Consider the following 24,140-nt stretch of genomic DNA (forward strand, 5'->3'; position numbering starts at 1 on the left):
TGTTACGAAACAACTTCATGATCTCTCATAGTAACCAGACCCTTCCACCCTGCACCGAATACCTTTTTCTATTCCCTGTAGGAAAAAGGAGGAAATAGTTAAAACAGGAAAAATTATCTATATGGGTGTAAAAGTTTTGTAAAAGGGATTTTTAACGAGAAGGATTAGTTTTTGTTTCACAATATGGTAAAATAAGGATATTTTTAAGGGGGAACGTATGTGAGAGAAAAGTGGTTTTGGGCAGGCATTATTCTGGCTGTGTTGAGTTGGATCGGCAACTCCCTCTATTATCAGTCAAAGCAGATTGAGCATCCGATCTTTTTAAAGCACTATTACGAGGCAGCAGATGACGGAGATCAATATTTAAAATTTTATTACTTAGCAAATCGTGAAGACAAGCAAGATTTACAAAGTGTCCGTATTAAGGACGCTGTAGTGTTTCCCTACTCCCAAGATGATTTTATGGCGGGTGAAAATAATCCTTCCGTTGAACAGGAATACACTCATCAGGATTTAAAAGTGTTTACCGTTTCACTGAAGGATATGCTTTCACAGATGAAGAATAAAGAAGCTTTTTCTTTTAATAAAATGAAGGTTGTCATGAACAACGGCCAGAGCTTTACGGCCGACATCGGGCATGTGACGATCCATAAAAAATATAAGGATGATAAAATTCTGGAGGAACAGATTGCAAGCGGAAGCAATTTTGGTGATATAGGACTGTTTCAGGCATTGAAACCAATTACGCTGACAAGTGTCAGTCTGCCTTTTGAAAAAGAAACGGAAAGACTAGTTTCGTTGAAAGCAAATACCGATCAGGAAGCTTTGATTAAGGAAGCCGAAAGCGATGACCCTTTCGGCTGGACGGATCATGAGAAAAAGAGTCATAGCAGCTACCAGACTTTAAATCCGCATAAGAACTTTAGCATAAAACTAAAACAGAAGGATTGGCTTGAACTAGCCACAAGGTTTAAAGCTAGTACTCTCGCGTACTGCGATTTTTCTGTAAAGCTGCACGGAACAAGTAAGGGAAAGCCCTTTGTTTCTACCGCATTAGTAGACTATCAGCCGGTTCTCAGCCAGAGTGATGTCGACCGCATCATATTAAGGAACGGGGGCGGGGGGAAATGAGAGAAAGTTTTCACAAGCTGTTCTGGGGATTTCTATTGATTTTAATCGAGATACACATAATAGCAATTGATATTTTGCCAGACCCTGTTGGCTACTATCTCATCGTATCTGGTCTTGGACTGCTAACGATCAATAATAAAGCCCTGAAAAAAGCAAAATATTTGGCATTAGGCCTCGTGTTTATATCCATCCCTACTGTCTTTATCCAGAAAAATGTCACTGGAAATACTTCCGGACAGCTGTTTGATCTGAGCCTTTGGCCAATATATACGCAAGTCATTGGAATTTTAAAGCTGATTCTCGTTTTCTATGTGTTTCAGATCCTGCAGGATGTCGCTATGAAAAAAGGAGATCAACAGCTGTACGCTTCGGCCAGATACCGTTTTGTTTCCTATATGGCCGTCATGCTCATTTTGAACATCACCTTACCTTTCACAATGAATATCATCGGGGATTTGATGACTGCTTACACCGTTGTCTTCTTGCAGCTATCCCTTTTGGTAGAAGTTATGTTTTTGCTGTTGTTAAGGAAGTACAGGAAGGTTTTTAGCAATTGAATGATAGATTGCTGGCAGTAAAAAGAGAAGGCATCCTCTCTTTTTTATTTACTATTTTTTCTAACTTGTATAATTCCACCCCGAAAGATTCAATATAATCCATATTTCACCTTATTTATTTCACCATGTGAGCAGGAAATTTGTACGATTAACCATCGTTTGAAATACTTTGAGGTGGGTTGTCAATCCTATAGAAAAAGGAGAGTGTCGTAATGAAAGTCTTTTTAGTAGGAGCAAATGGACAAATTGGGCGTAAACTGGTTGAGCTCTTGGGAAGCAGTTCGGAGCATTCCGTCCGGGCGATGATTCGAAACCCGGAACAAGCGAATGAACTTGAGAAGCTAGGAGCTGAAACCGTAGTGGCGAACTTGGAGGGCAGTGTTTCTGAATTGGCAGAAGTCGTTAAGGGAAGCGATGCGATTATTTTCTCGGCCGGATCCGGAGGGAGCACCGGCTCTGACAAAACCCTGCTCGTTGATTTGGACGGAGCGGCTAAAATGGTAGAAGCTGCTGAACAGGCCGGCGTCGACCGTTTTGTGATGGTCAGTGCTTTACAGGCGCACAACCGGGAAAACTGGAACGAAAAGCTTCGGCCTTATTACGTGGCCAAGCATTATGCAGATAAAATTCTTGAAAGCAGCAGTTTGAACTACACGATCGTACGACCGGGCGGACTATTGAACGAGCCTGGCACAGGAAAGGTCGAAGCAAGCAATAACCTCGGAAGAGCTTCCATCCCCCGTGAAGATGTAGCGCAAACCGTATTGGCTGCTCTAACCGAAGAACACACATTTAAACGCTCGTTTGATTTGATTTCAGGAGATCAAACGATTCAAGAAGCGTTGAAGAACGTATAAAAAAAGGCTGGCCTCAAAGGACACATCTTGTGCTCTTTTGAGGCCAGCCTTATTTTTTTTATATTAAAGCCTTAAATGTCGTTAAGATAAGTCCGATTAAAAACCCGCAAATCGCTCCGTTCACCCTGATCCACTGCAATTCTTTACCTACGTTGTTTTCCATCATATCGATCAGTGTTTCATTATCCAATTTATCAAGGTTTTCTTTCACAAGATTGCCTATTTTGGAATGGTTGCTTTCAATTAAAGTGGAAATTTGGTTCTGCAGCCACTTTTCAATGCTGTCGATTTTTTCAGGATCATTTTTTGTTCGATCAATGAGGTCTCTTATAAATGAAATCACATATCGATCAATAAACGCTTCATCTTGGGTCAGCAGCAGCAATTTATTTTGAACCTGGCACAGAATGTTTGTAATTTGATCCGCAGGACTCCATGTATTGACCATGTTATCTTTCCACTCATTTAGTTCAGCCGCCAAATTTTCTCGGTCTTGTACACTTTCTAACTCTTTGCGGATTCGATTAAGGATTAACTCCCTGTATGGATTATCTTTGTCTTGCAAAAGAATGATTCTTTTAAGAAAAAATGGCTGCAGGATATTGCCCAGCTTTTCTTCATTAATAAAATTGCTAAAAGATTGAAGGGCCATTTTAATAAACCCATCGGCCTCCGTATTATCCAGCAGTTGTTTCGCCATTTTGCCGATTTTTCTTTTTGTATCTTCCCTTGCCATCCACTTTTGTGTCTCGGCCAGAATATAATCAAAGGCTTGATCATGCATATTTCTGTCCAGGGCCTTATTAATCATGCACTGCAGAAAGCCTGCAGCATCCAGGGAGCGCAGATAGTTCTTCAGCTCTTTTTCAATATACGGAGCGATATTTTCCGGATTGATATGGCGTATCGCCTGCTGAAGAAACGTTCCGACTCCTTTATGAAAGGAATTGGAATCCAATTCTTTCTCTGCGATTTTTATAAGTTTCTCTGTAATTTTAATTTGCTGGATTTTCTTCTGAATACTTTCTTTTGTCAGCCAATCATTTTCAAGCATGGATACGATGGCTTTCATCATCCTGTCACGGTTCTTTGGAAGCAACGCCGTGTGAGGAATCGGTATGCCAAGAGGATGGCGAAAGAGAGCAGTAACCGCAAACCAATCGGCCAGCCCCCCTACGAGTCCTGCCTCAAATCCCCCTTGCAGCAATTCTCCTATAAAAGAATCTTGAAATGGGATGGTTCCGAGAAACCCTGCTCCCATTACTCCCAATGAAATTTTTGCAAAATATTTTGATTTCTTTTCCTTTTTTTCCATGGTAACTTCCCTCTGACATTCATTTGCTTAAAACTATACCATAAAACAGTGGATTGGCTGAAAAGTTTGCCGCCAGTATTTTCCCTTTAGCCGCCAGAAAGCCCGCGCTCAGCGCCCTTTCAGATAGCTCTCGAGCCCGCTGTTGGCTGATTCATAGGCCGGACGCATCGCTTCCATTCTCTTTGTTGACAAAAAAGCGGTAAATAAACCACTAAACTGCTCCCCTTGAACCACTTTGGTCGTATCACCGAGATCTGTCAGCTCCCAGTAATGATAACCGGTTAAGATACCGGGTACCCCGCCCGTCCATGCCAGCTTTCTGTTCGGATCAAATTCCAGTACCTTAGCTTTAAAACAAAAAGGGATGCCGTTGCCGACCGGTGATTTGACTCGAACGGACAGGCTGCTTCCTTTCCTGCATTCACCTTTAATCGAAACAATCTGCGGGTTCCATAACGAATGTGTTCCTGTGTCTGCAATAACCTTCCAAACTGCTTCAATCGGGTAAGGCAGCAGGCAATCTGTCATTAATTTTTTCATGCTGCTTTACTTCCCTTTCTCTATCCCACACTTTACTCTCCTTCCATCGTAACACAAGCTTGCGTTACACATAAAAAGATTGACTATTTCTGAATTTCCGTAATAAAATGATTTTACGTACAGTTATTTTTTTACGTAATTCATCCTTGTTATACATTCTTCTATAACCGAATGGAGAGGAGAAATGACTATGCATGTATTAGTGATTGGCGGCACCAGCTTTATGGGTCCAGAGGTTATTAAACGATTGTTTAACCTTGGACACGAGGTCACGGTTTTTCACAGAGGGCAAACAAAATCAGATTTGCCTCCTGGGGTGCATGAAATTCTTGGTGACAGAAACGAATTACTTTCTTATCGGGCTACTATTCAGAAGCTAGAGCCTGATGCGGTTCTGGATATGATTTGTATGACTGAAACACAGGCCAAAGAGCTTGTTCAAACGGTTGATGGCATTGTAAACCGTATCATTACAGCAAGTTCTCAGGATGTTTATCGTGCTTTCGGACTTGTTAACGGGACCGAAAAGGGTGCGATTGAACCGGTACCCATTGGTGAAGATGGTGCTTTACGCCACAACTTGTATCCCCAGAGAGAGTTTGCGAAAACAGAGGAGAGGCGCAATTATGATAAAATTTTAGTGGAGCGCACAATAATGAACCACCCGACGATTGAAGGAACGGTTATAAGACTGCCTGCCGTTTACGGTCCGAACGATAGGGCACATCGATGGTATTCCTTTATAAAACCGATGAGTGATCAACGCCCCTGGATCCTCCTCCCGGAAAGCCTTGCTGACTGGAGATGGACCCGAGGGTATGTGGAAAATATGGCCGAGGGTATTGTTCAGGCTGTAGTAGATGAACAAGCGAAAGGAAAGGTCTACAACCTCGGTGAGAACGAGGCATTCACCATGAAAGAATGGATTAAGAGGCTGGCCTCCTCTCTCCATTGGAAAGGAAAAATCGTTATATTACCAGATAGCCTGCTTCCTGAAGCCTACTCCTGGGGAATTAATGCTGAACAAGATGTCATCTTCACTTCTGATAAAATACGGAACGAATTAGGCTTTAAAGAAACGGTTTCATTAGAAGAGGGGTTGAAACGTACGATTGATTGGGAACTGAAAAACCCTCCAGAAACTCACGGATTGGACTACGAAGCTGAAGACGAGATCATGAGGCTTCATCATGCAAAAGGGGCTGTCCTGAAAGTCGAAAATTGACCTTCAGCAGCTCCTTTTTGGCTTGAAAATCTTCAATGAAAAGTTGATTGAAGTGGAAGGTGCGAGACTCCTCGAAAATGAACTTCACATTTTCTTCGTGCGATAAAAAGCTGCCGGAGCCTTCCTTGTCCTGCGGGACTAGCGTGACAGGTGAAACTACCGTAGGCACTAGCGCCAAAAAGTAGGCGTTCACGCCGGTAAGGCTCACCGCACGCCCCGCGGAAAGCGAGCACCCTGGAACGGAAATCAACAGCTTACAGACTTCTTGGACAGCCCCTTTTGCTTCTTCTTATACACATTATTTAAAAATGATCGGCCCTATTGTATTCACGCAATAGGGCTTCCACCTTCAACGCCTTGCCGACATCGCCTTTGACTTTCAATTTCCCCATCATGAAGGCCGCGGTACCGTTCAGTTTGCCTAAAAGCATTTTCTTGAAGTTGGGATAAGAAATGAGGATGACACAATCTGCCCGCTCTTTAAAATTTTCCACTACTTTTGCACTTCCGTCATTCAAGTGAAGCTGAAACGAGTATTCCTCGTCTGTGATGTCATATTGATACGCAGCCTGAACTCCTTGAATCGGTCCCGGATTTTCATTCAGCACATGTTCAATTTTTTTTACCGTTTCCTGTACAGTCAATTCTTCGATCGTTTTTGGCATTTCTCTTCCTCCTTATTTGGATTCTATTTTCGGCAGTGAGACAACGTTCCCTGATGATGGATTGCTTTCCCGGTCTTTTTTTCGGATATAAATGGTTTTCTCCACTACGGCATGGACCGTGCCGCTCTCATCAACAAGCTCTACGTCATACACCCGGTCAAGACTCCGTTTTCCCTCAAGAGCTCTCTTAACTTCATCCAGCTCTTCATACGTTATCTTAAACGTAGCGTTCAATGTGCTTTTGCCCGGCTTTTTAAACCGGATGGAGGCGGCTTTATCCCATACGATATAATCATTGCCGAGCATTTTTAAGAACATGTACATATAGATGGGATCCACCGCACCATACATGCTGCCGCCAAAGATCGTGCCGACATAATTTCGGGTACGCCAGTTAAGCGGCAGCTTGATGCGGATCTCCGAATAATCTCCAGCAATATAGATGACTCTTGCTCCCGTCCCTCTAAAGGCAGGAAACAAGTTAAAGCCGCAGCGGACAATCCTCGTCTTCCAGGATTCTTTCATCTTGAACACCCCTTTCTTCGCTATGAGTGTTTTCGGAATTTTACTGTCCTCCTACTTCACTTGAATTAATTTATCAGGATCTGTCCTTTGCATTTTATAATATTTCACCATGCTGGACACATAATTTTTAAAATCAGGACATTGAACGCCGCCTTTTGCCAGCACATCCTTGGCTCCTGAAGCATCATATTGTGAGGTACATCGGAAATACTCCAGCGCTTCTTTTTCTACTTTAAAAAAACGCCGGAATATAGAAATAGAAAGAGCAAATTCAACAAGAGCTGGTGAAATGGTCCACGAAGGTGTTTTGCCGAGCAGCTCGTTGCAAACCATGCGGTAAAGCTCCCGGCTTTCATAAGGTGAAGGATCTGTGAGGTGGAACGTCCGATTTACGGCGTCTTCTGATTGCGCCAGACACAATGTGGCATCAACGATATAGTCAGCAGGCACAACGTTAAACAGGGCCTCCGACTTGCCCAAATAAGGAATAGGTATATATCGAAGACGGTCTAAAAAGCGCATAATAAAGTAGGGGCCATCAAACTTAACCGTCTCCCCGGTCACGGAATGTCCCACCACTACCCCAGGCCGAATAATGGTGTAAGGTACATTTTTAAGCTCTGCCACGAGCTTTTCTGCTTCAAACTTTGTAGATTCGTAATGGTTCTTAAAGGTCTGTCCTTGATCAAGCTCATCTTCTTTAATAACGCCAACCCTTTTTCCTGAAACATAGGCTGTGCTGAAGTAGATGTAGCGCTCTAAGAGTGGAAGTGATTGAGCGAAGGTGTTCACATTGCGAGTGCCCGTTATGTTGACGTCTTCTGCAATCTTTTTTGGTACGGCAAGATCATAAACCGCAGCCAGATGAAAGACATGTGTCATATGTTCCTTCAGCCACTCTGTTTGTTCAGCATCCAAATCAAGTCCATCCTTCGTAATATCTCCTGCAAAAAGACGCACATTTTGCTTGTTAGCTGCCAAGCGCTCTGCTTTGTCCAGCTGGCTGGGGTGGACAATAAGCGCGAATTGCGTATCTTCATTTCGCTGCTGCATTTCTTTCAGAAGCTTTGAGGCAAGAAAACCAGGATAACCTGTCACTAAACATCCTTTCATGAACCATTCGCCTCCTTTAGCAGTAAATACGAATACGTACTGGTACTACTTCCGTATAAAACCAGCAAACAGCCGATTTTATAAAGATAGATTGACATAAGCTCCGACAACAATCCGGTTAAGCAAACGGGCCAGCCGGTCCAAATCCAGCTCAATGTCTGATTCAAACAGGGTTTGGATGACGACCTCATTGACCGCACCGACCATGGCCTGTGAGACGACCAATACTTCCTGATCAGGAACGGATGCTGGCATGGTCCCCTGAACCGTATTATAGAGCAGGCTGGCAAATCGGCGATAGGCTTCCCGGCGAACATTCTCTACCGTAAGGCTTACACCCACTGAATCAATTAATAATAGTTTGGCAGCGTTAGACTTCATTTCGCATATTTCAATATAACGGCGGATGCCGGCGTAGGCTTTTTCGCTAATTTTCTCTTCCCTTTGAACAGTAGCTTCCACATCTGCAATGATCTCTTCAGCCAGCTGTGTGCATAGGGCGGCAAGCAGCTCCTCTTTGCTGCCAAACGATTGATAGAATGTTGTTTTTGACACCCTCGCCAGCTCAACAATCTCAAGGACTGACGTTTCCTTATATCCCTTAACCGTATAGAGTTGGAGCGCGGCATACAGCATTTTGTCTCTGGCTTCTGTCGGCATTTCTGTTACAAAAAGCACATTCATCATTCCATTCTTTCATATGTGTACGAGTACGTACTCGTATTTTACGTATAACTTGCAGCCCCTGTCAATCGGCTGCAGCATCATTTACTGCTCTTGAAGGGAGCTGCTTGAAAAAAGGAACCTTCTCTGCACCTGTCATACGAGCATACACAAACAGCTGTCCTTTATGGTGGATCTCATGATCAATTAAACTTTCAATCCAATACTTTCCTGGCGCCTCATACCCGAAAATATCAATTTTCTTGCTCAAATGAGCACTTTCCAGAACAGAAAAATCCCTTTTTGATTTCTGAGTGAACTCCTGAACGATCTCCCGCACCTCATCCATCGTTTGAAACTCACGCGGTGTGGCAGGCGATACAAACTGCCCGTTTTTAATCGTTTCCAAAAACATTTCTGTGGAACTTGCGATATGAACCGCCAGCTCTCCCATTGAAAAACCATCTTTCCACGGTTTAAAAAACACATGCTCCGGCCCTATCTGATCCAGCAGATCGTGCAGTACAGTCCTGTGTTTGAGCCAATTTTGATAGTATTCTTCCACCATTTTTTATCGCTCCTATCTCAAATTTCCAATATAAACTAATTCGATGTTCCTCGTCTTTACCCTTTATTAAAGAACACAAAAAAGTCCAGCACTTTTCTGCTGGATTATGGCCGGGGTGATCCGTTGATTCCCTGAGGAAAGGTGAAGACATTATAGGGATCATATTTTTTATTTACTTTTTTTAATCGCGGTGCATTCCATCCGAAATACTCTTTTTCATAATGCCTTAAGTGGCTGTATGGAAAGTTGACAAAAGAACCTTTTGTCAGGGATTTTACATAAGGAAATCTTTTCTTCAGCCACTGTGTGTTCTCTTCGGCAAATGCCGGATCGGTCCAGACCGTTTGAATTCCCATAATATAATCAGCTTGCCGATAAAAGAATGCCGTTTCAAAAGGATTGATCTGGCTGGCCTTTCCTCCTAAAGCATATACCGTAATAGCTGCGTAAATTGACCCCTCAGCCCGTTTGCTGATCAGCCCGACAATATTTCGGATCTCTTTTTCACTGTATTTCCTGTACACAAATCTTCCCGTAGATTTAAAACGCTCATACTCTGGATAGGTCCTCTATCCATACATAGTGGAGAAAAAAACTCCCTATCCTAAGTTATGTGGTGAAAGGACAAACAGTCATTTTTTTTTATGAATTTATAAAAACGGGGCTGCCCAGAAAGTCGAAAATTGACCTTCAGGCAGCCCCTTTTTGGCTTGAAAAATCTTCAATGAAAAGTTAATTGAAGTGGAAGATGTGAGACTCCTCGAAAATGAACTTCACATTTTTTCGTGCGATATAACGCTGCCGAAGCTTTCCTTGTCCTGCGGGACTAGCGTGACAGGTGAGACTCCCGCCGGTGCTTGCACCAAGAGGCTCACCGCACGCCCCGCGGAAAGCGAGCAGCCTGGAACGGAAATCAACAGCTTACAGACTTCTTGGACAGCCCCTTTCCTGTTTATTTTTTTTGTTTATAATAGGTTAACGCCAGTGCAAATGCGAGAACCGCTCCCTTCACAATGTCCATGGAATAGTAAGGCACAGACATCATGACAAGGCCATTCTGCAGAATGCCAATCAATACTGCGCCGATCAGGGTTCCAAAAGCATTGGGTTTGCCTGCACCAAACACCGAAAAACCAATAAAAGCCGCAGCCACAGCATCCATTAAATATGGAGTGCCTGCATTGATTTCAGCAGTCATCACTCTTGATGCCAAAACAATGCCGCCGATCGAAGCAAAAAGAGCGGACAGCAGATAGGCCGCTACCTTATATTTGTTTACAGGGATGCCTGAAAGCCTTGCTGCTTCTTCATTCCCGCCGATGACATACATGTACCGGCCGTGCTTTGTGTAATTGAGAAGAACATGGACGAGAACGACTGCCGCTGCCATGATCACGATGATCCAAGGGACTTGTCCTATTTTCTCGAACGCTGCACTGATCTTGCCCGTTGCAAACGTTCCATCAGGCATGACCATGTTTTGCGAGATGGTCGCCCCTTTCGTGTACGTGAGTGCAATCCCCTGGATGATAAACATGGTGGCAAGCGTCAGGAGCATATCCGGTATTTTCACTTTAACAATCATCACGGAGTTAATGATGCCTACAATCAGAGCGGCAGCGAGGGCGGAAAGAATCGCTACTACCGTGTTCTGGGAGAACCAGACAAACATTGAGATCGCAATGGCATTCGAAAGAGAGGCCACAGATCCGACAGAAAGGTCAAATCCGTTGACGGACAGTGATATCGTAATGCCGATCGCAATGATGGTAACGATGGAGATCGACCGTAAAATGTTCATCAGGTTATGTCCCTGCACAAAGGATGGATTGGCCGCAGTGAACACACCAATTAAGACCAGAATGGTTAAGATCGTTCCATATTTATAAAAAAAGTCGAACAGCTCAAATTTCTTTTTTGGAGAAACTTGGGCCGGTATTGGTTTTGAAAGCTCCATCTACCTTCCTCCTGTTGAATAGAATAAGAGCTCTTCTTCCGTCGCTGCTGAGGTTTCGAGCTCTTTCACACTGCGTCCGTCATATAGCACGTAAATACGGTTCGTGATACCTAAGATCTCTGTAAACTCTGAGGACGCATAAAGGATGGCTTTGCCCCGTTTTGCCAGCGCAGAGATCAATTCAAAAATGTCCTTCTTAGCACCTACATCAACACCCTTCGTCGGCTCATCAAAAATATAAACATCGGCATCTGCGATAAGCCATTTGCCGATCGCGATCTTTTGCTGATTGCCCCCGGACAGATTTTGAACCTTCGTTTTCTCAGTTGGCGTCTTAATGCCTAACGTTTGAATGATTTCAACAGCCTTTTGCTTTTCCGCCCGGCGATCCAGAAAACTTAGTACCTTGGTGAACTGTCCAAGATTGGCCGCTGTTAGATTAGCAGCAACCGATTCCGCGACCAGAATCCCCTCTTTTCTCCGTTCTTCCGGAACGAGAGCCAGGCCATGCTTTACCGCCTGATGCGGGTTTTTCAGCTTCAGTTTCTTCCCCTTGAGAAGAACAGCGCCTGCTGTAATTTTTGTACAGCCGAACAGGATTTTGCACAGCTCTGTTTTTCCTGCTCCTACAAGTCCCGCGATTCCGATAATTTCACCAGCACGGACCGTTAAGTTCAAATCCTTGATCTTCTCGGCGTCAGAAAGCCCTTTTACCTCAAGAACAGTTTCTCCCACTTTTCCGTTCAAGGCAGGAAACTGCTCATCCAGCGCCTTGCCAAGCATCTGCTCGATGATCCGGTTGATTGAAGTTTCCGAAATAGATTCTTTTATGACTAACTCACCGTTCCTCATCACCGTAATGTCATCACAGATTTCAAAGATTTCCGGCAGCCGGTGAGAAATGAATATGATGCCTACATTTTTAGACTTCAGGTTTCTGACAATCCGGAACAGTTCGTTTGTTTCTGAATGGCTTAACGGCGCAGTCGGTTCATCCAAAATTAGAAAACGGCACTGTGCTGAAACCGCTCGGGCGATGAGAACCATCTGCTTTTGAGCAAGTGTAAGCTCACTGACCAGCTTTTTGGAAGAGACGTTGATGTTCATCTCTTCTAAAATTTGCGACGCCTTCTTATGCAGCTGTTTCCATCTTACAAGCTGCTTTTTACTCATCTCGTTGACCAGATCATGCAGCAGAATATTTTCACCAACGGTTAAATACGGGATCAGCGCGGTGTCAACCTCTTGATGGACGATTTGAATTCCTTCGTCCAGGGCATCTCTCGGCGAAGTGATGGCCGCTTTTTTTCCGTCCAAATGAATCTCGCCCGTGTAATGATTGTAGGCTCCCGACAGAATCTTCATAAGGGTCGATTTCCCAGCCCCGTTCGCTCCGATCAGCGCATGAACCCGGCTGGTTTCACTGGCAAAGCTCACACGATTCAACGCTTTTACACCCGGAAATTCAATACCTATATCCTTCATCTCCAACAGAGCCATCTGCTTCTCCCCTTCCCTCAAAGCAAACACTCTCTTAACTTTAGGCTGTTTTCGCAATCTTTATTGCTCTTGGGAGGAGTTGATTTCCGTTCCAGGCTGCTCGCTTTCCGTGGGGCGTGCGCTGAACCCCTCGGCTCAAGCACCTTTGGGTTTCACCTGTCACGCTAGTCCCACAGGAGTCACGCACCTTACACTCCAATCAACCTGTCGATGAAGAATCAATACAAAAACCATCACAAAGCAACAATCTTTTAGAAAAGAGCCTAACTTTAAAAAGAGAGTGTGCGTTTTCATTTTGCATAAATAAAACTGCATTTTGATTAGCTTTCTTACATACATCACATACTGATGTGTGCAAGAGACCCTCAAATCTTTTACTTTACATTCATGGAATGGGACTGCTGGTGTAGTATGAGCCAGCAATTGTAAAATTGAATAGCCGAAAATTGAACTCAAGAAAGAGCTCACTTTTTCTTGTGCGGTTCAATTTATTAGGCTATTCAAGTCCCATTCTTCTTCCTGAGAGTTTCAGTTATTTTTGGTAGTGATCCTTAAGTGTCTTCATCCAATCTTCCTCAAACGCATCAGACTGGCCCCAGCCTTTAATTTCCTTGGACAGGTTGACCATGTTCACACCCTCGTTTGATTTTTGAAGATCCTTTTGTGAAACGAGAGAAGCTTTCAAATCATATTTTTGAGGTGTTTTTTCACCCGCAAGCTTTTTAGCAAGAATTCTCATATCCACTGCCCCAATGAGCTTAGGATCAACGGCAGCCGTGTACTTCCAAGCACTTTCTTTTTGCTGGATTTCTTGAAGGTCTGCATTGGAGACGTCAATTCCGTAAATTTTGATTTCGTTGCGTCCCGCTTCTTTAATCGCACGTGCAGCCCCGATCGCAAAGGCATCCCATGTGGCAAAAATGGCATCAATCTCGCCTTTTTTATGTTTGTTCAGCATGGCCGTCACCGCATTTTGCGTCTGGACCGACGTATCTGCAGAAGCAACGCCAAAGCGTTCTACTTCCTTGATTCCCGGGTTATTCTTCAATGTTTCTTTATAGACGGCGTTGCGTCGCACCATCGGCGGGAACCCGTCTACCCAAAGATAAACGATGTTGGCCTTCCCTTTGTTCTCTTTAACGAGCTGATCGAGAGCCAGCTTGGCAAGGGCTTCATCGTCCTGAGACGTAAGTGTGACACCGCCTACTTTCGCGAGGTCCGGATTGGAATCAAACGTCACCACGTTCTTTCCTTTTTCCCGCAGTTTCTTAATATCGTTTATGGTAGCCGCATCATCACCGTGAGAGATGATAAAACCGTCGTAATTCTCATCAGCCGCCTGGGCAATCGCATCATGGAACTTGGCGGTATCACCGTTTGCTGTGTAGGTATCAACGGTAAAACCAAGTGCCTTTCCTTCCGCTTTAGCACCTGCTAAAAATTGGGCTGTATGATCATCACCGCCGATTTTACGGATAACCTTGATTCGGGCTCCCTGCCCTTTGGCAAACCGCTTCGGCACGTTATCGAACGAAACCTTTTCATGTTTGCCAGCTGATGAAGCGGTATTGCTTCCGGATGAACAGCCCGTTAATAAAAGTGATAAAGCCACCGCGGAGATTGCCGCGCAATTGATGAATCGTTTCATTTCCCCAACTCCCTTTTTTGTATATCTCTCTTCTCAAGCCGGCGGGAGGACAGGCCCTTCAGCACATAAAAAAACCTCTCTGGAAAAAGAGAGGTTTCATCACTTATGTATAACGGATTCGTCCTCTCTTATCTCTCAAAACAGACATGCTGTTTTGCTGGAATTAGCACCAATTCCATTACGGAACGGTTGCTGGGCGTCATAGGGCCAGTCCCTCTGCCACTCTTGATAAGAGAATGAATATTTAATTTTTAGAAAATATAGTTATTACTTTAATCCGCAAATGGGGGAAAGTCAATGGTTTTTTTATCATATAAAAAACCTCTCCACAACGAGAGGTTAATCCACCAGGCTTATCCTCGGATATCCCCTCCAAAGATCGCAACGTTCTGCACCTCCGCACCAAACTCCCGGCCATTCCACTTCAGGGTAGTCTGGACATAGCCAAGGCGGTCAGCGTTATATCGGCCGGCGATGTTTTGGTAAGCCAGCAGTTCATACACGCCATTTCGGTCAAAGTCAACCGGGTAAAGACCGCTTAAAGATGAGACAAATCCTTGTATGGGAGCCTTTAATTTTCCATTCGGGTAGTAAATCTCAGACAAGTATTCCTTGTCCTTCGTACTCAAATCGATAATAAATTTTTGCTTCAGGTTGTAGCTGTTCACCTGTGCTTTATATTGGTCCAGATAAAAAACCCTGTACTTCCATTGGTCACTGAATACACCAGAGTCAAAAAGCGGCCCGAACTGCCCTCCTCTGTAGGAAAATACATAGGCGTTGATCATGCCTCCGCTGCCTCCTGTATCCATGACCACCATGATGTCTTCTACCTTGTCACCTGTAAAATCACCGAGAAAAAGGGTTGGATTGTATCCTGAATTTTCTTTAATAGGGATCTGCTTGTACTGGTTGGTCCTGCCGTCCTGAACGACGGCCGCAATGTTCACCCAGTATGGACTATCCGCTGTTTTTTCAGCAATAAGATACACCGTATCCAGCGAACCGTCTCCGATGATATTCCCTCTTTTCATATCGACTACCTGCCGCTGTCTGTACATGTCGCACCCCTGCCTTCCCCAGTTTCAATAAAACAGTATATGCACCTAAGCCATGTTTTGGTTTTTATTCAGATCTCGTGATACACTACAAAAAAAGACCGGACAAGCAGGTGCATTCGTGGATATTAAACAATTACAGTATTTTATTGAAGTGGCAAAATATAACAGCTTTACACGGGCGGCTGATGCCCTTTTCATCACCCAGCCAACCATCAGCAAGATGATCAAGAATCTGGAGGATGAGCTTGGGGTTGTACTTTTTGACCGCTCACGAAAAGGACTGACACTTACGGATGCCGGCCAGACCATATTCGACCAGGCCAAGCTGGTCGATAAAGCATTCAACAACCTGGAGATGGAGCTGGACAACCTGCTCGGATTAAAAAAAGGGCATATTCGAATCGGGCTTCCTCCGATTTTTGATCCCCGCCTTTTCCCAAAACTGATCGGCAGTTTTCATGACAGATATCCCCACATTACCTTCGAGCTTATGGAAGACGGATCAAAAAAAATCGAAGAAGAAGTGGCAAGCCTTCAACTGGATATCGGGGTTGTCGTGCTTCCGACAAACAACGATATGTTTCAGCATTTTGCTTTTATGGAAGAGGACTTGCGGCTCATCATCCATCCTGACCATCCGCTTGCTGTCCGGGACGAAATAAATTTAGCTGAGCTAAGAGAGGAATCATTTATCCTTTTTAACAAAGATTTCGTCCTCCATGACCGCATCATCTCCTCCTGCAATCAGGCTGGATTCAGTCCGCACATTACGTCAGAAAGCTCACAATGGTCCTTTATCGAGGAGATGGTCGTGTGTAAATTAGGGGTCTCCCTGCTGCCCGAGAGCATCTGCCGGCATCTGACGGATGAAGTGCGTGCGATTAAAGTCGTCAATCCTTCCATCAGCTGGCATCTCGCCCTGATTTGGAACAAAGATCAGTATTTATCTTTTGCTGCGAAAGAGTGGCTCAGCTACGCAAAAGAACAATTATCAGAAGAGTAAATAACGGGGCGGTTCTCGAAGGAGAGCCGCCTTTTGCATTTAATCATCTATGCCTTTTCTGTATATCTGAAAGCATTTACATAGATTTCGTCTATGTAAATGATGAAAAATAACAATTTTACTTCCTTTTCTTGGAGGCGTACACTTGGTACCTGTAAGAGGGAAACGCAAAACGACAAAGCGTCCCGATATAAAAAGGGTGTAACACGAGAAAGGGAGATACTTTTGGAAGCTAAAAAAACGAGCGAAAGCCGCATTATAAATACAGATCAGGTTTTATCCTGTGACTTGAATAATTACAACACATTGTTTGGCGGAGTTTTGATGAAAAAACTCGACAGTGCCGCCTCATTATCGGCACGACGCCATGCACGTGTAAAAACATGTGTAACAGCATCAACCGATTCGATTGATTTCTTGCATCCGATTCATCAGACCGATTCAGTATGCATTGAGTCTTTCGTATCCTATACAGGAAAAAGCTCTATGGAGATTTTCTGTAAAGTTATCGCTGAAGATATTATCACTGGGGAACGAAGAATCGCAGCTACAGCCTTTTTGACCTTTGTTGCTTTAGGTGAAGACAAACGTCCGGTTGAAGTACCGGCAGTCATCCCTGAAACAGAAGAAGAAAAATTCCTTTTTGATACTGCGAAAGACCGTGCAGAAATGCGCAAGATCCGCAGAGCACGAAGCAAGGAGTTGGCTGAGGTTATTACACTAAGAAAACCTTGGCAGCAGGAAGGAGCATTAGTATGATTACGTTATGCAGCCACAGTGAATTGAAAGAAGCAAAAGAGTCCTTAGAAAACCTTGAACGCACGTACCCTTCTCTTTATGAAAAATGGGTGCACATCATCAATCTGACTCGTGCACTTCAGTTTAAATATCAATACATGGGCTGTCTTATAATGAATGAAGATTGCAGACGCTATTCCCCTGAGTTTGTTCAAGGGTCCGTCATCCGCCTCTATAAAAGTGAGATTGAAAAACTTTTATCAGATACAGACATCGAGGCACTGCGAAAAACCATCTCCAGCTGCCCCAATGCCGGCTATGCCAAGATCAGCCTTCTGGCACTCGGAAGAACTCCGGAATCATTAGTAGGGACATCCGCGATCATCAGCTAATCATAAAAAGGGGCTGTCCTGAAAGTCGAAAATTGACCTTCAGCAGCTCCTTTTTGGCTTGAAAATCTCCAATGAAAAGTTGATTGAAATGGAAGGTGCGAGACTCCTCGAAAATGAACTTCACATTTTCTTCGTGCGATAAAAAGCTGCCGGAGCCTTCCTTGTCCTGCGGGACTAGCGTGACAGGTGAGACTCCCGCAGGCGCTAGCGCCAAAAAGTAGGCGTTCACGCCGGTAAGGCTCACCGCACGCCCCGCGGAAAGCGAGCACCCTGGAACGGAAATCAACAACTTACAGACTTCTTGGACAGCCCCTTTTTCACTACATAGTAAAGGTATGAGTGAGTTCTTCCATTTCTTTCGCAAGTTCATCGAGTGAAGCCGTATAGGCTGACATCTCTTCAATCGAAGCTAACTGTTCTTGTGTAGCAGCCAGCACTTGCTGAGAAGACTTGGCTGTTTCAGCAGCAATGGCTGAAATCGTGTCCATAGACGAAACCGCCTGTTCATTTCCGGCAGAAACTCCGTGTACTGCACCTGATACTTGGCTGATATGTTCAGTTACAGACTGAATGGAGTTCTGAATCTGTTTGAAGGAGGATCCTGCGTCATTCATAACACCAATTCCTTCGCTGACCTCTGCATTGACAAGATCCATCGTCTGTACTACCTGAGCGGTTTCATTTATAATATGAAAAATGATGTCACTGATCTGCTGAGTTGCTTCTCCGGACTGTTCGGCAAGCTTTCTTACTTCGCTTGCTACGACGGCGAAGCCTTTTCCGTGCTCTCCTGCCCTTGCCGCTTCAATAGCCGCATTTAATGCCAGCAGGTTTGTCTGTTCAGCAATTCCTTTGATCACTTCCACGATATTTCCGATCTCACTGGAGCGGTCTCCGAGCCCTTTTACCGTGTTGGACAACTCACTTACATTCGTGAAGATCGCGTTCATCTGCTGTTCCGCCGATCCGATGGACTGAGTTCCCATATTCGCTTTATCAAGTGTGTCATGAATGCTGCTGGAAACACGCTGCGCACTTTGGTCAACATGCTGAAGGCTCTCTGTCACCTGCCGGATGAGGCCAGCTGCTTCTGAAACGCTGTACACCTGATGCTCTGCTCCCTTGGCCGCCTCTTCCATCGTTCCGGAGATCTGTTCTGCTGCCCCCGTTGTTTGCCTGACACCATGTGATAGATGATTGGAGTACTCATTGATCGATTTAGATGCCTTCTGAATCACTGTTAACACATGTGCCCAGGAATCCACCGTATGATTAATGCTCACTGCAATGGACTTCAGCTGACCCAGTTCCTCCTCCTTCAATCGGCTTCCCATACTGCCCTTTGCCAAGTCATGAAGGTAGTTGTTGATCGGATTCATTGGTGCAAGAAACCGCTTATGATTCAAACACGCGGATAGAATCCCTACAGCCAGTCCCATTAAGGAAGTGAACAGGGTAGTGTAAAAGAATGCCTGTCCCTGAAGACCGTTTCCGTAGCTGACAGCAGCCCCGGCCAGACAGGTTGCAGGCAGAACAATAATCAAAGTACGAAAAATATAGTGCATCAAACTCATGGTCTTAGTTCCTCTCATTTTTATTGAACTAGTTTACATTTATTACTAGTTATATCGGTTTTTCCCAGGAACTTTGCACTATTTTATAACAAAAAACCTTGAACGCATCTGCGGATGCTGTTCAAGGTTTTTCATCAGTCTTCGTCTTTCGCATCCCAGTCTTCAGGGATCGGCTCGTTCATATACTCTTCCACCAGTTTCTTGTATTTTTCCATCTGTTCGAGGTGGGAGTTAAACTGCTCTTTATTAATCAGATACTCGCTGCCGTCATAAAAGGCACGAATCTTTTTTTGCTGAATCAAACTTTCAATATAGGATTCCGGCAGATCAAGAAATTCTGCCGTTTCTTTTAGCGAGAGATACATGGGTTCACCTTTTCCGTGCTGCCATTTTCACAAGCCTTACAGCACCATATCTCCCCTATTATCCACCCATTGCGGTTTTTCTTCAAGGGCTGTTATTAAGAGAAAATCCTTCCGATCTCTTGAATTTCCTCTTCTGAAAGCTGCACATCGAGCGTCTTTAAGTTGTTGCTTACTTGATCGGCACGTTTGGCTCCCGGAATGATGGTGTCGATTGAAGGCTGCGTTAAATACCATGCCAAGACAACATGAGCAACCTCCGCATTCTTTGCATCCGCTATTTTACGGATTTGGTCGACCTTCTTTAAATTGCGAACAAAATTTTCACCTTGGAAGTGAGGCATTTTCGCACGAAGATCATCAAACTTTGTATCCTTGTCATACTTGCCAGCCAACAAACCGGAGGCAAGCGGGAAATAAGGAACGAACGAAATACCTTTATCCGATGTATAAGGAAGCAGTTCATTTTCAGCGTCACGCTGCAACAGGTTATACTCTCCCTGAAAAACATCCACATAGCCGTCAACGTTGGCTTGCTTCAATTGTTCGATGGAAAAATTAGAAACACCAATCGCCTTAATCTTTCCTTGATCCTTCAGCTCCTTTAAGGCTCCCACCGCTTCTTCCTTCGGAGTGTCTTCATCCGGAAAATGTATATAAAACAAGTCGATATAGTCGGTCTGCAGGCGCTTCAAGCTTCCTTCTACCGCTTCTTTTAAGAATGCAGGCGAGTTATCGAAAACGACTTCCTTTCCGACAAATTTATGAGCTCCTTTTGTGGCTAGTACCGCTTTATCACGGCTTCCCGTTTCTTTTAACACCTGTCCGATCAGTTCCTCTGAGCGCTCAGGTCCATAAATATAAGCTGTATCCAAAAAGTTAATGCCGATATCCAACGCCCGTCGCACCAATTCTTTTCCAGCTTCCTCATCCAGATTGGGATAGAGATTATGTCCCCCTACCGCATTCGTACCAAGTCCAATCGGGTTTACCAATAGATCTGTCTTTCCGAGTCTTGTTTGTTTCGCCATGTGCTGCTCAACTCCTTATCTTTTGTTGGTTCTATCGTAGCAAAACGCTTGTCCAAAAGAATTTGGATTTGGGGTGCTCTTGAGTGCGTTTCTCGGGTTGAATTCCGTCCCAATTCGACAATTTGAAAATAAATGGGGTTTTTGAACATAAAATTGAAGGGCAGACTTTGCTGTTTACTCCCCTCTTTAGCAAAAAAGGGGCTGTCCAAGAAGTCTGTAAGCTGTTGATTTCCGTTCCAGGGTGCTCGCTTTCCGCGGGGCCTGCGGTGAGCCTTACCGGCGTGAACGCCTACTTTTTGGAGCTAGCGCCTGCGGGAGTCTCACCTGTCACGCTAGTCCCGCAGGACAAGGAAGGCTCCGGCAGCTTTTTATCGCACGAAGAAAATGTGAAGTTCATTTTCGAGGAGTCTCGCACCTTCCACTTCAATCAACTTTTCATTGAAGATTTTCAAGCCAAAAAGGAGCTGCTGAAGGTCAATTTTCGACTTTCAGGACAGCCCCCTTCCTGCATTACAAAATAATTCTCTCGGGGTGCGTGTACACGTTCAACCGGCTGCCGCGGATGAATCCAACTGCAGTAATGCCGAGGTCATTCGCGAGTTCAAGCGCCAGCGTGGTTGGAGCTGACTTGGATAAAATGATCCCCGCGCCAATCTTGGACACCTTCAGCAGCACTTCTGAAGAAATTCTTCCGCTGAAGGCAATCACTTTGTCCCCCAGCGAAATCTTGTTTTTTAAACAATGTCCGTATATTTTATCGAGTGCATTATGGCGCCCGATATCAGAACGCGAAATTAATAACTCATCATTCGTGCAAAGGGCAGCATTGTGCAGGCCACCAGTAGAGTGAAAGTCATCTGAGCTTTTCTGCATGGACTTCATGAGCGAAATGCATTGCTCCGCCTGAATGGTTGCTTTGGACATGATCGTTTTGGCGTTTTTCACATCGCTCTGAAAATAAAACTGTCTGCTTTTTCCGCAGCAGGAACCGATAAACCGTTTGGATTGAAGCTGATTCGTGACAGGCTTCTTATCCAGTAGCTGTACATACGCAAAGCCCCGGTCTTCATCAATCGATAGCGATTCGATTTCACGCGGCAGGCGGATCACTCCTTCTGACGCCAGGAAGCCTGTGACCAGATCCTCCATATAGGTCGGGGTGCAGACCATGGTGGCGAACTCATCATCGTTTACAAAGATGGTTAAGGCGTATTCGGTCGCGACATGATCCTGTATTTCCTGAAATGATTCGCCATCATATTTGACAATGCTGATACTTTTCATGACCTTGTGTTTCATAACTGCTCCTTTTTAGCTGATCTCTGTTTCCAGATCAGGAATCTGCTTCTCCAGATACTTTATATCCTTGCGGGCGTTGAACCGATCCGCTTTTTCCACTTTAACCGCTACATTATAGCTCGGCATCTTGGAGAATTCCTCGTAAACGCCTTTGGGCAAAAGGAAGTTTCCTTCTGGGAAATGCACTTCAAGGTTTCCTTTGGTAATGTCGATAAATTTTGCCCGGCCCTGGAAAACACCGTGCTGGTTGTAAACAACGATGGTTTCTCCCTCTTCAATGGAAAGTTCCTTCGCATCCTCCCCGTTCATCAGCACATCATAACGCTCTGCGCCGTTAAACGGATCGGATTCGTTGTAGACCATCGAGTTGAACTGCTTCCCTCTTCTCGTCGTCACATAATACATACCTTTACCCTTCTGCAGGTCTGGAATATCAACCGGGATTAAATTCCCTCTGCCATCCGGTGTCGGGCAGATGCCGTCTTCGCAGAGCCATGCCCCTCCCCATTGGAAAACATCACCTCGCTCTTTTAAATGCTGTATACCTTCATAATTCGGGTTGGCGATGGCAATCTCGCTGCGGATCTCCTGGCCATTCTTAAAATTTACCAAATGGGCATTCTCAGGTTTTACACGCTTGGCGAGGTCGATATAGATTTTCCACTCCGTACGGGCTTCCTCCACCTGCTGGCTGTTTCCTTGAATTTCAGGCGAAAAATACACCATGCGTTCTGTTGAGGTCGATGTGCCTCCATCCTCCTGCTCGTAGCGTGTTTTTGCAGGAAGTACGATGACCGCTTCTTCTGCATCCACCATTGTAGACGTGTTAAAGATGATATCCTGATGCACACGAAGTTCAAGCGATGACAGGGCCCGCTCTACAAAATCGGGATCCGGCATCGTTTCAAGGAAATTGCCGCCTGACAGGTAATACATTTTAATTTTCCGTTCATGATCTTCAGGCAGAAGGATATTCTCAAGAGAAACACCTAGAACGTCTCCTTGCCATTTCGGAATGTCAAAGCCCCACAGCTTTTGGATACGCTCGATATTTTTTGGTTCAAAATCACCGCCGGGAAGAACGAATGGATCAGCTCCCATCTCCCCAGAACCTTGAACACTGGAGTGTCCTCGGATCGGCATTAGTCCGCAATGTTTACGCCCCAGAAACCCTCTTAACAGCGCAAGATTAGCAACCTGCGAGATGTTGTCAGAAGCGAATGTATGCATCGTTAAGCCCAATGACCAGACAAAAACACCGGATTTGCTTTTGGCGAGAAGCTCTGCGAGTTCATAAATACGATCCTTGCTGACGCCTGATGATTCCTCAATGGCTTCCCAGCTTTGCTCCTGAACCTTTGCCTTTAATTCCTCGTAGCCATTCACATGTTCTTTTACAAACCGATGGTCGATGGCAGAACCGTGTTCTTTCTCCTCCATCTCAAACCAATGCTTCATGATACCGTGCATGAAGGCAATATCTCCGCCAATGTTTACCTGATAAAAATCATCGGCAAGCTTTGTGCCGAACAAAGCCGACTCTCCAATCGACGGAATCCAGTATTTCTCCATCGACGGTTCACGGTACGGATTGATGCAGATGATCTTGGTTCCTTTGCGCTTTGCTGCATACATGTACTTTGTAGAGACGGGCTGGTTGTTTGCCGCGACCGAGCCCCAAAAGACGATAACATCCGAGCCGATCCAGTCCTGGTAATTGCAGCTGGAAGCCCCTATTCCGACAGAACGCTTCAGCGCCGTTTTGGAAGGGGAGTGGCAGATGCGGGAAGCGTTATCAATGTTATTCACGCCTAAATAGCGAGCAACCTTTGCCGCTACATAATACGATTCGTTTGTGATTCCCCTTGAGGTGAGGAAGAACGACACCTGCTTTGGATTCAGTTTCTTCATCTTGTCCGCAATTAAATTCATGGCATTATCCCATGTGATACGGGAAAATTTCCGCTCACCTTTTCGGCGGATGAGCGGATAAGGAATTCGGCCGAGCTTTCTCAGTTCGGCGCTTGAGTATTTGCGCAGCTCATCAATGTCAGCATGGACGAGCTCCTCTTTCATAGCCGGCATCGTGTTTAAGCGGAGAACGTTCAGCCGTGTTGTACAAACATGCGGTCCGGCAAGGGTTTGGTCGTACAGCCCTGAAACGCCAAGCGCACAGCCGTCACACACACCCTGTGTCAGAATGCGTCCGGCATAAAAAAGATTATCGCGGTTTTCCCATGCTACCTTCATCGTATCGCGGATATGTCCCGGTTTAATTTTTCCCAGCCCGAAAGGAACCGGGCTGACCCAATGTTTGGGAGCAGGGCTCTTAGGGAGTTTAATCGGTCCTTGATGCTTTGTTTTTCCCATGCTCATGCACTCCTTTTCCTCTTTATGGAATTTTGAGTTGATTTTT

General features: G+C 44.9%; 28 protein-coding genes and 1 riboswitch. Of the genes, 8 read left to right on the forward strand and 20 right to left on the reverse strand.

All coding sequences use genetic code 11. The features are described from left to right. Nucleotides 1-219: 219 nt before the first annotated feature. The 3 genes from AR335_RS18825 (at nucleotide 220) to AR335_RS18835 (ending at nucleotide 2,545) form a co-directional block, all read left to right on the forward strand. A complete protein-coding gene (locus AR335_RS18825; RefSeq protein WP_062238746.1) occupies nucleotides 220-1,131 on the forward strand; it encodes a hypothetical protein in 912 nt (303 codons plus the stop codon). After that, complete coding sequence (locus AR335_RS18830; protein ID WP_062238748.1) at nucleotides 1,128-1,688, forward strand: hypothetical protein; 561 nt, start codon at nucleotides 1,128-1,130, stop codon at nucleotides 1,686-1,688. The genes AR335_RS18825 and AR335_RS18830 overlap by 4 nt, the downstream gene beginning before the upstream one ends. A gap of 212 nt (nucleotides 1,689-1,900) precedes the next feature. After that, nucleotides 1,901-2,545 (forward strand): SDR family oxidoreductase, encoded by a 645-nt coding sequence (locus AR335_RS18835; protein WP_062238750.1) that lies wholly within the window; start codon nucleotides 1,901-1,903, stop codon nucleotides 2,543-2,545. A gap of 58 nt (nucleotides 2,546-2,603) precedes the next feature. On the opposite strand, the gene AR335_RS18840 is transcribed toward AR335_RS18835, so the two are convergent. After that, nucleotides 2,604-3,860, reverse strand: a complete 1,257-nt coding sequence (locus AR335_RS18840; RefSeq protein ID WP_062238753.1) for a DUF445 domain-containing protein — start codon at nucleotides 3,858-3,860, stop codon at nucleotides 2,604-2,606. Between the two features lie 108 nt (nucleotides 3,861-3,968). Further along, nucleotides 3,969-4,400, reverse strand: a complete 432-nt coding sequence (locus AR335_RS18845; RefSeq protein WP_062238755.1) for an SRPBCC domain-containing protein — start codon at nucleotides 4,398-4,400, stop codon at nucleotides 3,969-3,971. Between the two features lie 190 nt (nucleotides 4,401-4,590). Between AR335_RS18845 and AR335_RS18850 the strand changes: the two genes are divergently transcribed. Continuing rightward, nucleotides 4,591-5,625 carry an NAD-dependent epimerase/dehydratase family protein gene (locus AR335_RS18850; RefSeq protein ID WP_062238757.1) on the forward strand — a complete coding sequence of 345 codons (1,035 nt, stop codon included), beginning with the start codon at nucleotides 4,591-4,593 and terminating at the stop codon, nucleotides 5,623-5,625. Here the strand turns inward: AR335_RS18850 and AR335_RS24440 are convergent. From AR335_RS24440 to AR335_RS18900, 12 genes are all read right to left on the reverse strand, one after another. After that, on the reverse strand, nucleotides 5,576-5,875 hold the full coding sequence (locus AR335_RS24440) for a hypothetical protein (RefSeq protein ID WP_156419094.1): 300 nt from the start codon (nucleotides 5,873-5,875) through the stop codon (nucleotides 5,576-5,578). The genes AR335_RS18850 and AR335_RS24440 overlap by 50 nt on opposite strands. A gap of 52 nt (nucleotides 5,876-5,927) precedes the next feature. Continuing rightward, nucleotides 5,928-6,290, reverse strand: coding sequence for an SCP2 sterol-binding domain-containing protein (locus AR335_RS18855; RefSeq protein ID WP_062238758.1), 363 nt, complete (start codon nucleotides 6,288-6,290; stop codon nucleotides 5,928-5,930). Nucleotides 6,291-6,302: 12 nt separating this feature from the next. Beyond that, nucleotides 6,303-6,815: a DUF4442 domain-containing protein gene (locus AR335_RS18860; protein WP_062238760.1), complete on the reverse strand. Its 513-nt coding sequence runs from the start codon at nucleotides 6,813-6,815 to the stop codon at nucleotides 6,303-6,305. A 51-nt stretch (nucleotides 6,816-6,866) separates the two neighbouring features. Beyond that, nucleotides 6,867-7,928, reverse strand: a complete 1,062-nt coding sequence (locus tag AR335_RS18865) for an SDR family oxidoreductase (protein WP_062238761.1) — start codon at nucleotides 7,926-7,928, stop codon at nucleotides 6,867-6,869. Nucleotides 7,929-8,006: 78 nt separating this feature from the next. After that, the gene (locus AR335_RS18870) at nucleotides 8,007-8,612 is read right to left on the reverse strand and encodes a TetR/AcrR family transcriptional regulator (RefSeq protein WP_234293353.1); all 606 of its coding nucleotides are present in this window, start codon (nucleotides 8,610-8,612) and stop codon (nucleotides 8,007-8,009) included. A gap of 64 nt (nucleotides 8,613-8,676) precedes the next feature. Next, a complete protein-coding gene (locus tag AR335_RS18875) occupies nucleotides 8,677-9,159 on the reverse strand; it encodes a DinB family protein (RefSeq protein WP_062238765.1) in 483 nt (160 codons plus the stop codon). Nucleotides 9,160-9,263: 104 nt separating this feature from the next. Next, the gene (locus tag AR335_RS18880) at nucleotides 9,264-9,683 is read right to left on the reverse strand and encodes a BBE domain-containing protein (RefSeq protein ID WP_062238767.1); all 420 of its coding nucleotides are present in this window, start codon (nucleotides 9,681-9,683) and stop codon (nucleotides 9,264-9,266) included. A 249-nt stretch (nucleotides 9,684-9,932) separates the two neighbouring features. Beyond that, nucleotides 9,933-10,076 (reverse strand): hypothetical protein, encoded by a 144-nt coding sequence (locus AR335_RS24445; protein WP_156419095.1) that lies wholly within the window; start codon nucleotides 10,074-10,076, stop codon nucleotides 9,933-9,935. A gap of 35 nt (nucleotides 10,077-10,111) precedes the next feature. Then, nucleotides 10,112-11,116, reverse strand: coding sequence for an ABC transporter permease (locus AR335_RS18885; protein ID WP_062238769.1), 1,005 nt, complete (start codon nucleotides 11,114-11,116; stop codon nucleotides 10,112-10,114). Further along, nucleotides 11,117-12,616, reverse strand: coding sequence for a sugar ABC transporter ATP-binding protein (locus AR335_RS18890; RefSeq protein ID WP_062238771.1), 1,500 nt, complete (start codon nucleotides 12,614-12,616; stop codon nucleotides 11,117-11,119). Nucleotides 12,617-13,148: 532 nt separating this feature from the next. Next, entirely contained in the window at nucleotides 13,149-14,264 is a 1,116-nt protein-coding gene (locus tag AR335_RS18895; protein WP_062238774.1) for a sugar ABC transporter substrate-binding protein, read from the reverse strand. Nucleotides 14,265-14,389: 125 nt separating this feature from the next. Then, nucleotides 14,390-14,499, reverse strand: a riboswitch (SAM riboswitch). Nucleotides 14,500-14,617: 118 nt separating this feature from the next. Beyond that, nucleotides 14,618-15,325, reverse strand: coding sequence for a hypothetical protein (locus AR335_RS18900; RefSeq protein WP_062238776.1), 708 nt, complete (start codon nucleotides 15,323-15,325; stop codon nucleotides 14,618-14,620). Nucleotides 15,326-15,443: 118 nt separating this feature from the next. Between AR335_RS18900 and cidR the strand changes: the two genes are divergently transcribed. From cidR to AR335_RS18915, 3 genes are all read left to right on the forward strand, one after another. Then, nucleotides 15,444-16,328, forward strand: coding sequence for a cidABC operon transcriptional activator CidR (cidR, locus tag AR335_RS18905; protein WP_062238778.1), 885 nt, complete (start codon nucleotides 15,444-15,446; stop codon nucleotides 16,326-16,328). A gap of 225 nt (nucleotides 16,329-16,553) precedes the next feature. Further along, nucleotides 16,554-17,087 (forward strand): acyl-CoA thioesterase, encoded by a 534-nt coding sequence (locus AR335_RS18910; RefSeq protein ID WP_062238780.1) that lies wholly within the window; start codon nucleotides 16,554-16,556, stop codon nucleotides 17,085-17,087. Then, complete coding sequence (locus AR335_RS18915; RefSeq protein WP_053355803.1) at nucleotides 17,084-17,458, forward strand: hypothetical protein; 375 nt, start codon at nucleotides 17,084-17,086, stop codon at nucleotides 17,456-17,458. Before AR335_RS18910 ends, AR335_RS18915 begins: the two co-directional genes overlap by 4 nt. On the opposite strand, the gene AR335_RS18920 is transcribed toward AR335_RS18915, so the two are convergent. The 4 genes from AR335_RS18920 to AR335_RS18935 all read right to left on the reverse strand — a co-directional run bounded on the left by AR335_RS18920 (nucleotide 17,451) and on the right by AR335_RS18935 (nucleotide 20,425). Further along, the gene (locus AR335_RS18920) at nucleotides 17,451-17,744 is read right to left on the reverse strand and encodes a hypothetical protein (RefSeq protein ID WP_156419096.1); all 294 of its coding nucleotides are present in this window, start codon (nucleotides 17,742-17,744) and stop codon (nucleotides 17,451-17,453) included. The two genes, AR335_RS18915 and AR335_RS18920, sit on opposite strands and share 8 nt — an antisense overlap. A 34-nt stretch (nucleotides 17,745-17,778) precedes the next feature. Further along, nucleotides 17,779-19,032, reverse strand: a complete 1,254-nt coding sequence (locus AR335_RS18925) for a methyl-accepting chemotaxis protein (protein WP_062238783.1) — start codon at nucleotides 19,030-19,032, stop codon at nucleotides 17,779-17,781. A 134-nt stretch (nucleotides 19,033-19,166) separates the two neighbouring features. Further along, nucleotides 19,167-19,397, reverse strand: a complete 231-nt coding sequence (locus AR335_RS18930; protein WP_062238785.1) for an excisionase family DNA-binding protein — start codon at nucleotides 19,395-19,397, stop codon at nucleotides 19,167-19,169. A gap of 95 nt (nucleotides 19,398-19,492) precedes the next feature. Then, entirely contained in the window at nucleotides 19,493-20,425 is a 933-nt protein-coding gene (locus tag AR335_RS18935; protein WP_062238787.1) for an aldo/keto reductase, read from the reverse strand. 224 nt (nucleotides 20,426-20,649) lie between these two features. Here AR335_RS18935 and AR335_RS18940 point away from each other — a divergent pair, with 224 nt between their 5' ends. Further along, the gene (locus AR335_RS18940) at nucleotides 20,650-20,946 is read left to right on the forward strand and encodes a hypothetical protein (RefSeq protein WP_156419097.1); all 297 of its coding nucleotides are present in this window, start codon (nucleotides 20,650-20,652) and stop codon (nucleotides 20,944-20,946) included. Here AR335_RS18940 and fdhD read toward each other — a convergent pair. Together fdhD and AR335_RS18950 are read right to left on the reverse strand one after the other, a co-directional pair. Further along, complete coding sequence (gene fdhD / locus AR335_RS18945) at nucleotides 20,936-21,724, reverse strand: formate dehydrogenase accessory sulfurtransferase FdhD (RefSeq protein WP_062238791.1); 789 nt, start codon at nucleotides 21,722-21,724, stop codon at nucleotides 20,936-20,938. The genes AR335_RS18940 and fdhD overlap by 11 nt on opposite strands. 12 nt (nucleotides 21,725-21,736) lie before the next feature. Further along, on the reverse strand, nucleotides 21,737-24,094 hold the full coding sequence (locus AR335_RS18950) for an FdhF/YdeP family oxidoreductase (protein WP_062238792.1): 2,358 nt from the start codon (nucleotides 24,092-24,094) through the stop codon (nucleotides 21,737-21,739). Between the last annotated feature and the right edge of the window lie 46 nt (nucleotides 24,095-24,140).

Origin of the sequence: Fictibacillus sp. FJAT-27399 (genome assembly GCF_001510655.1) — a bacterium.
Classification (GTDB): Bacteria; Bacillota; Bacilli; order Bacillales; family Fictibacillaceae; genus Fictibacillus_C; species Fictibacillus_C marinisediminis.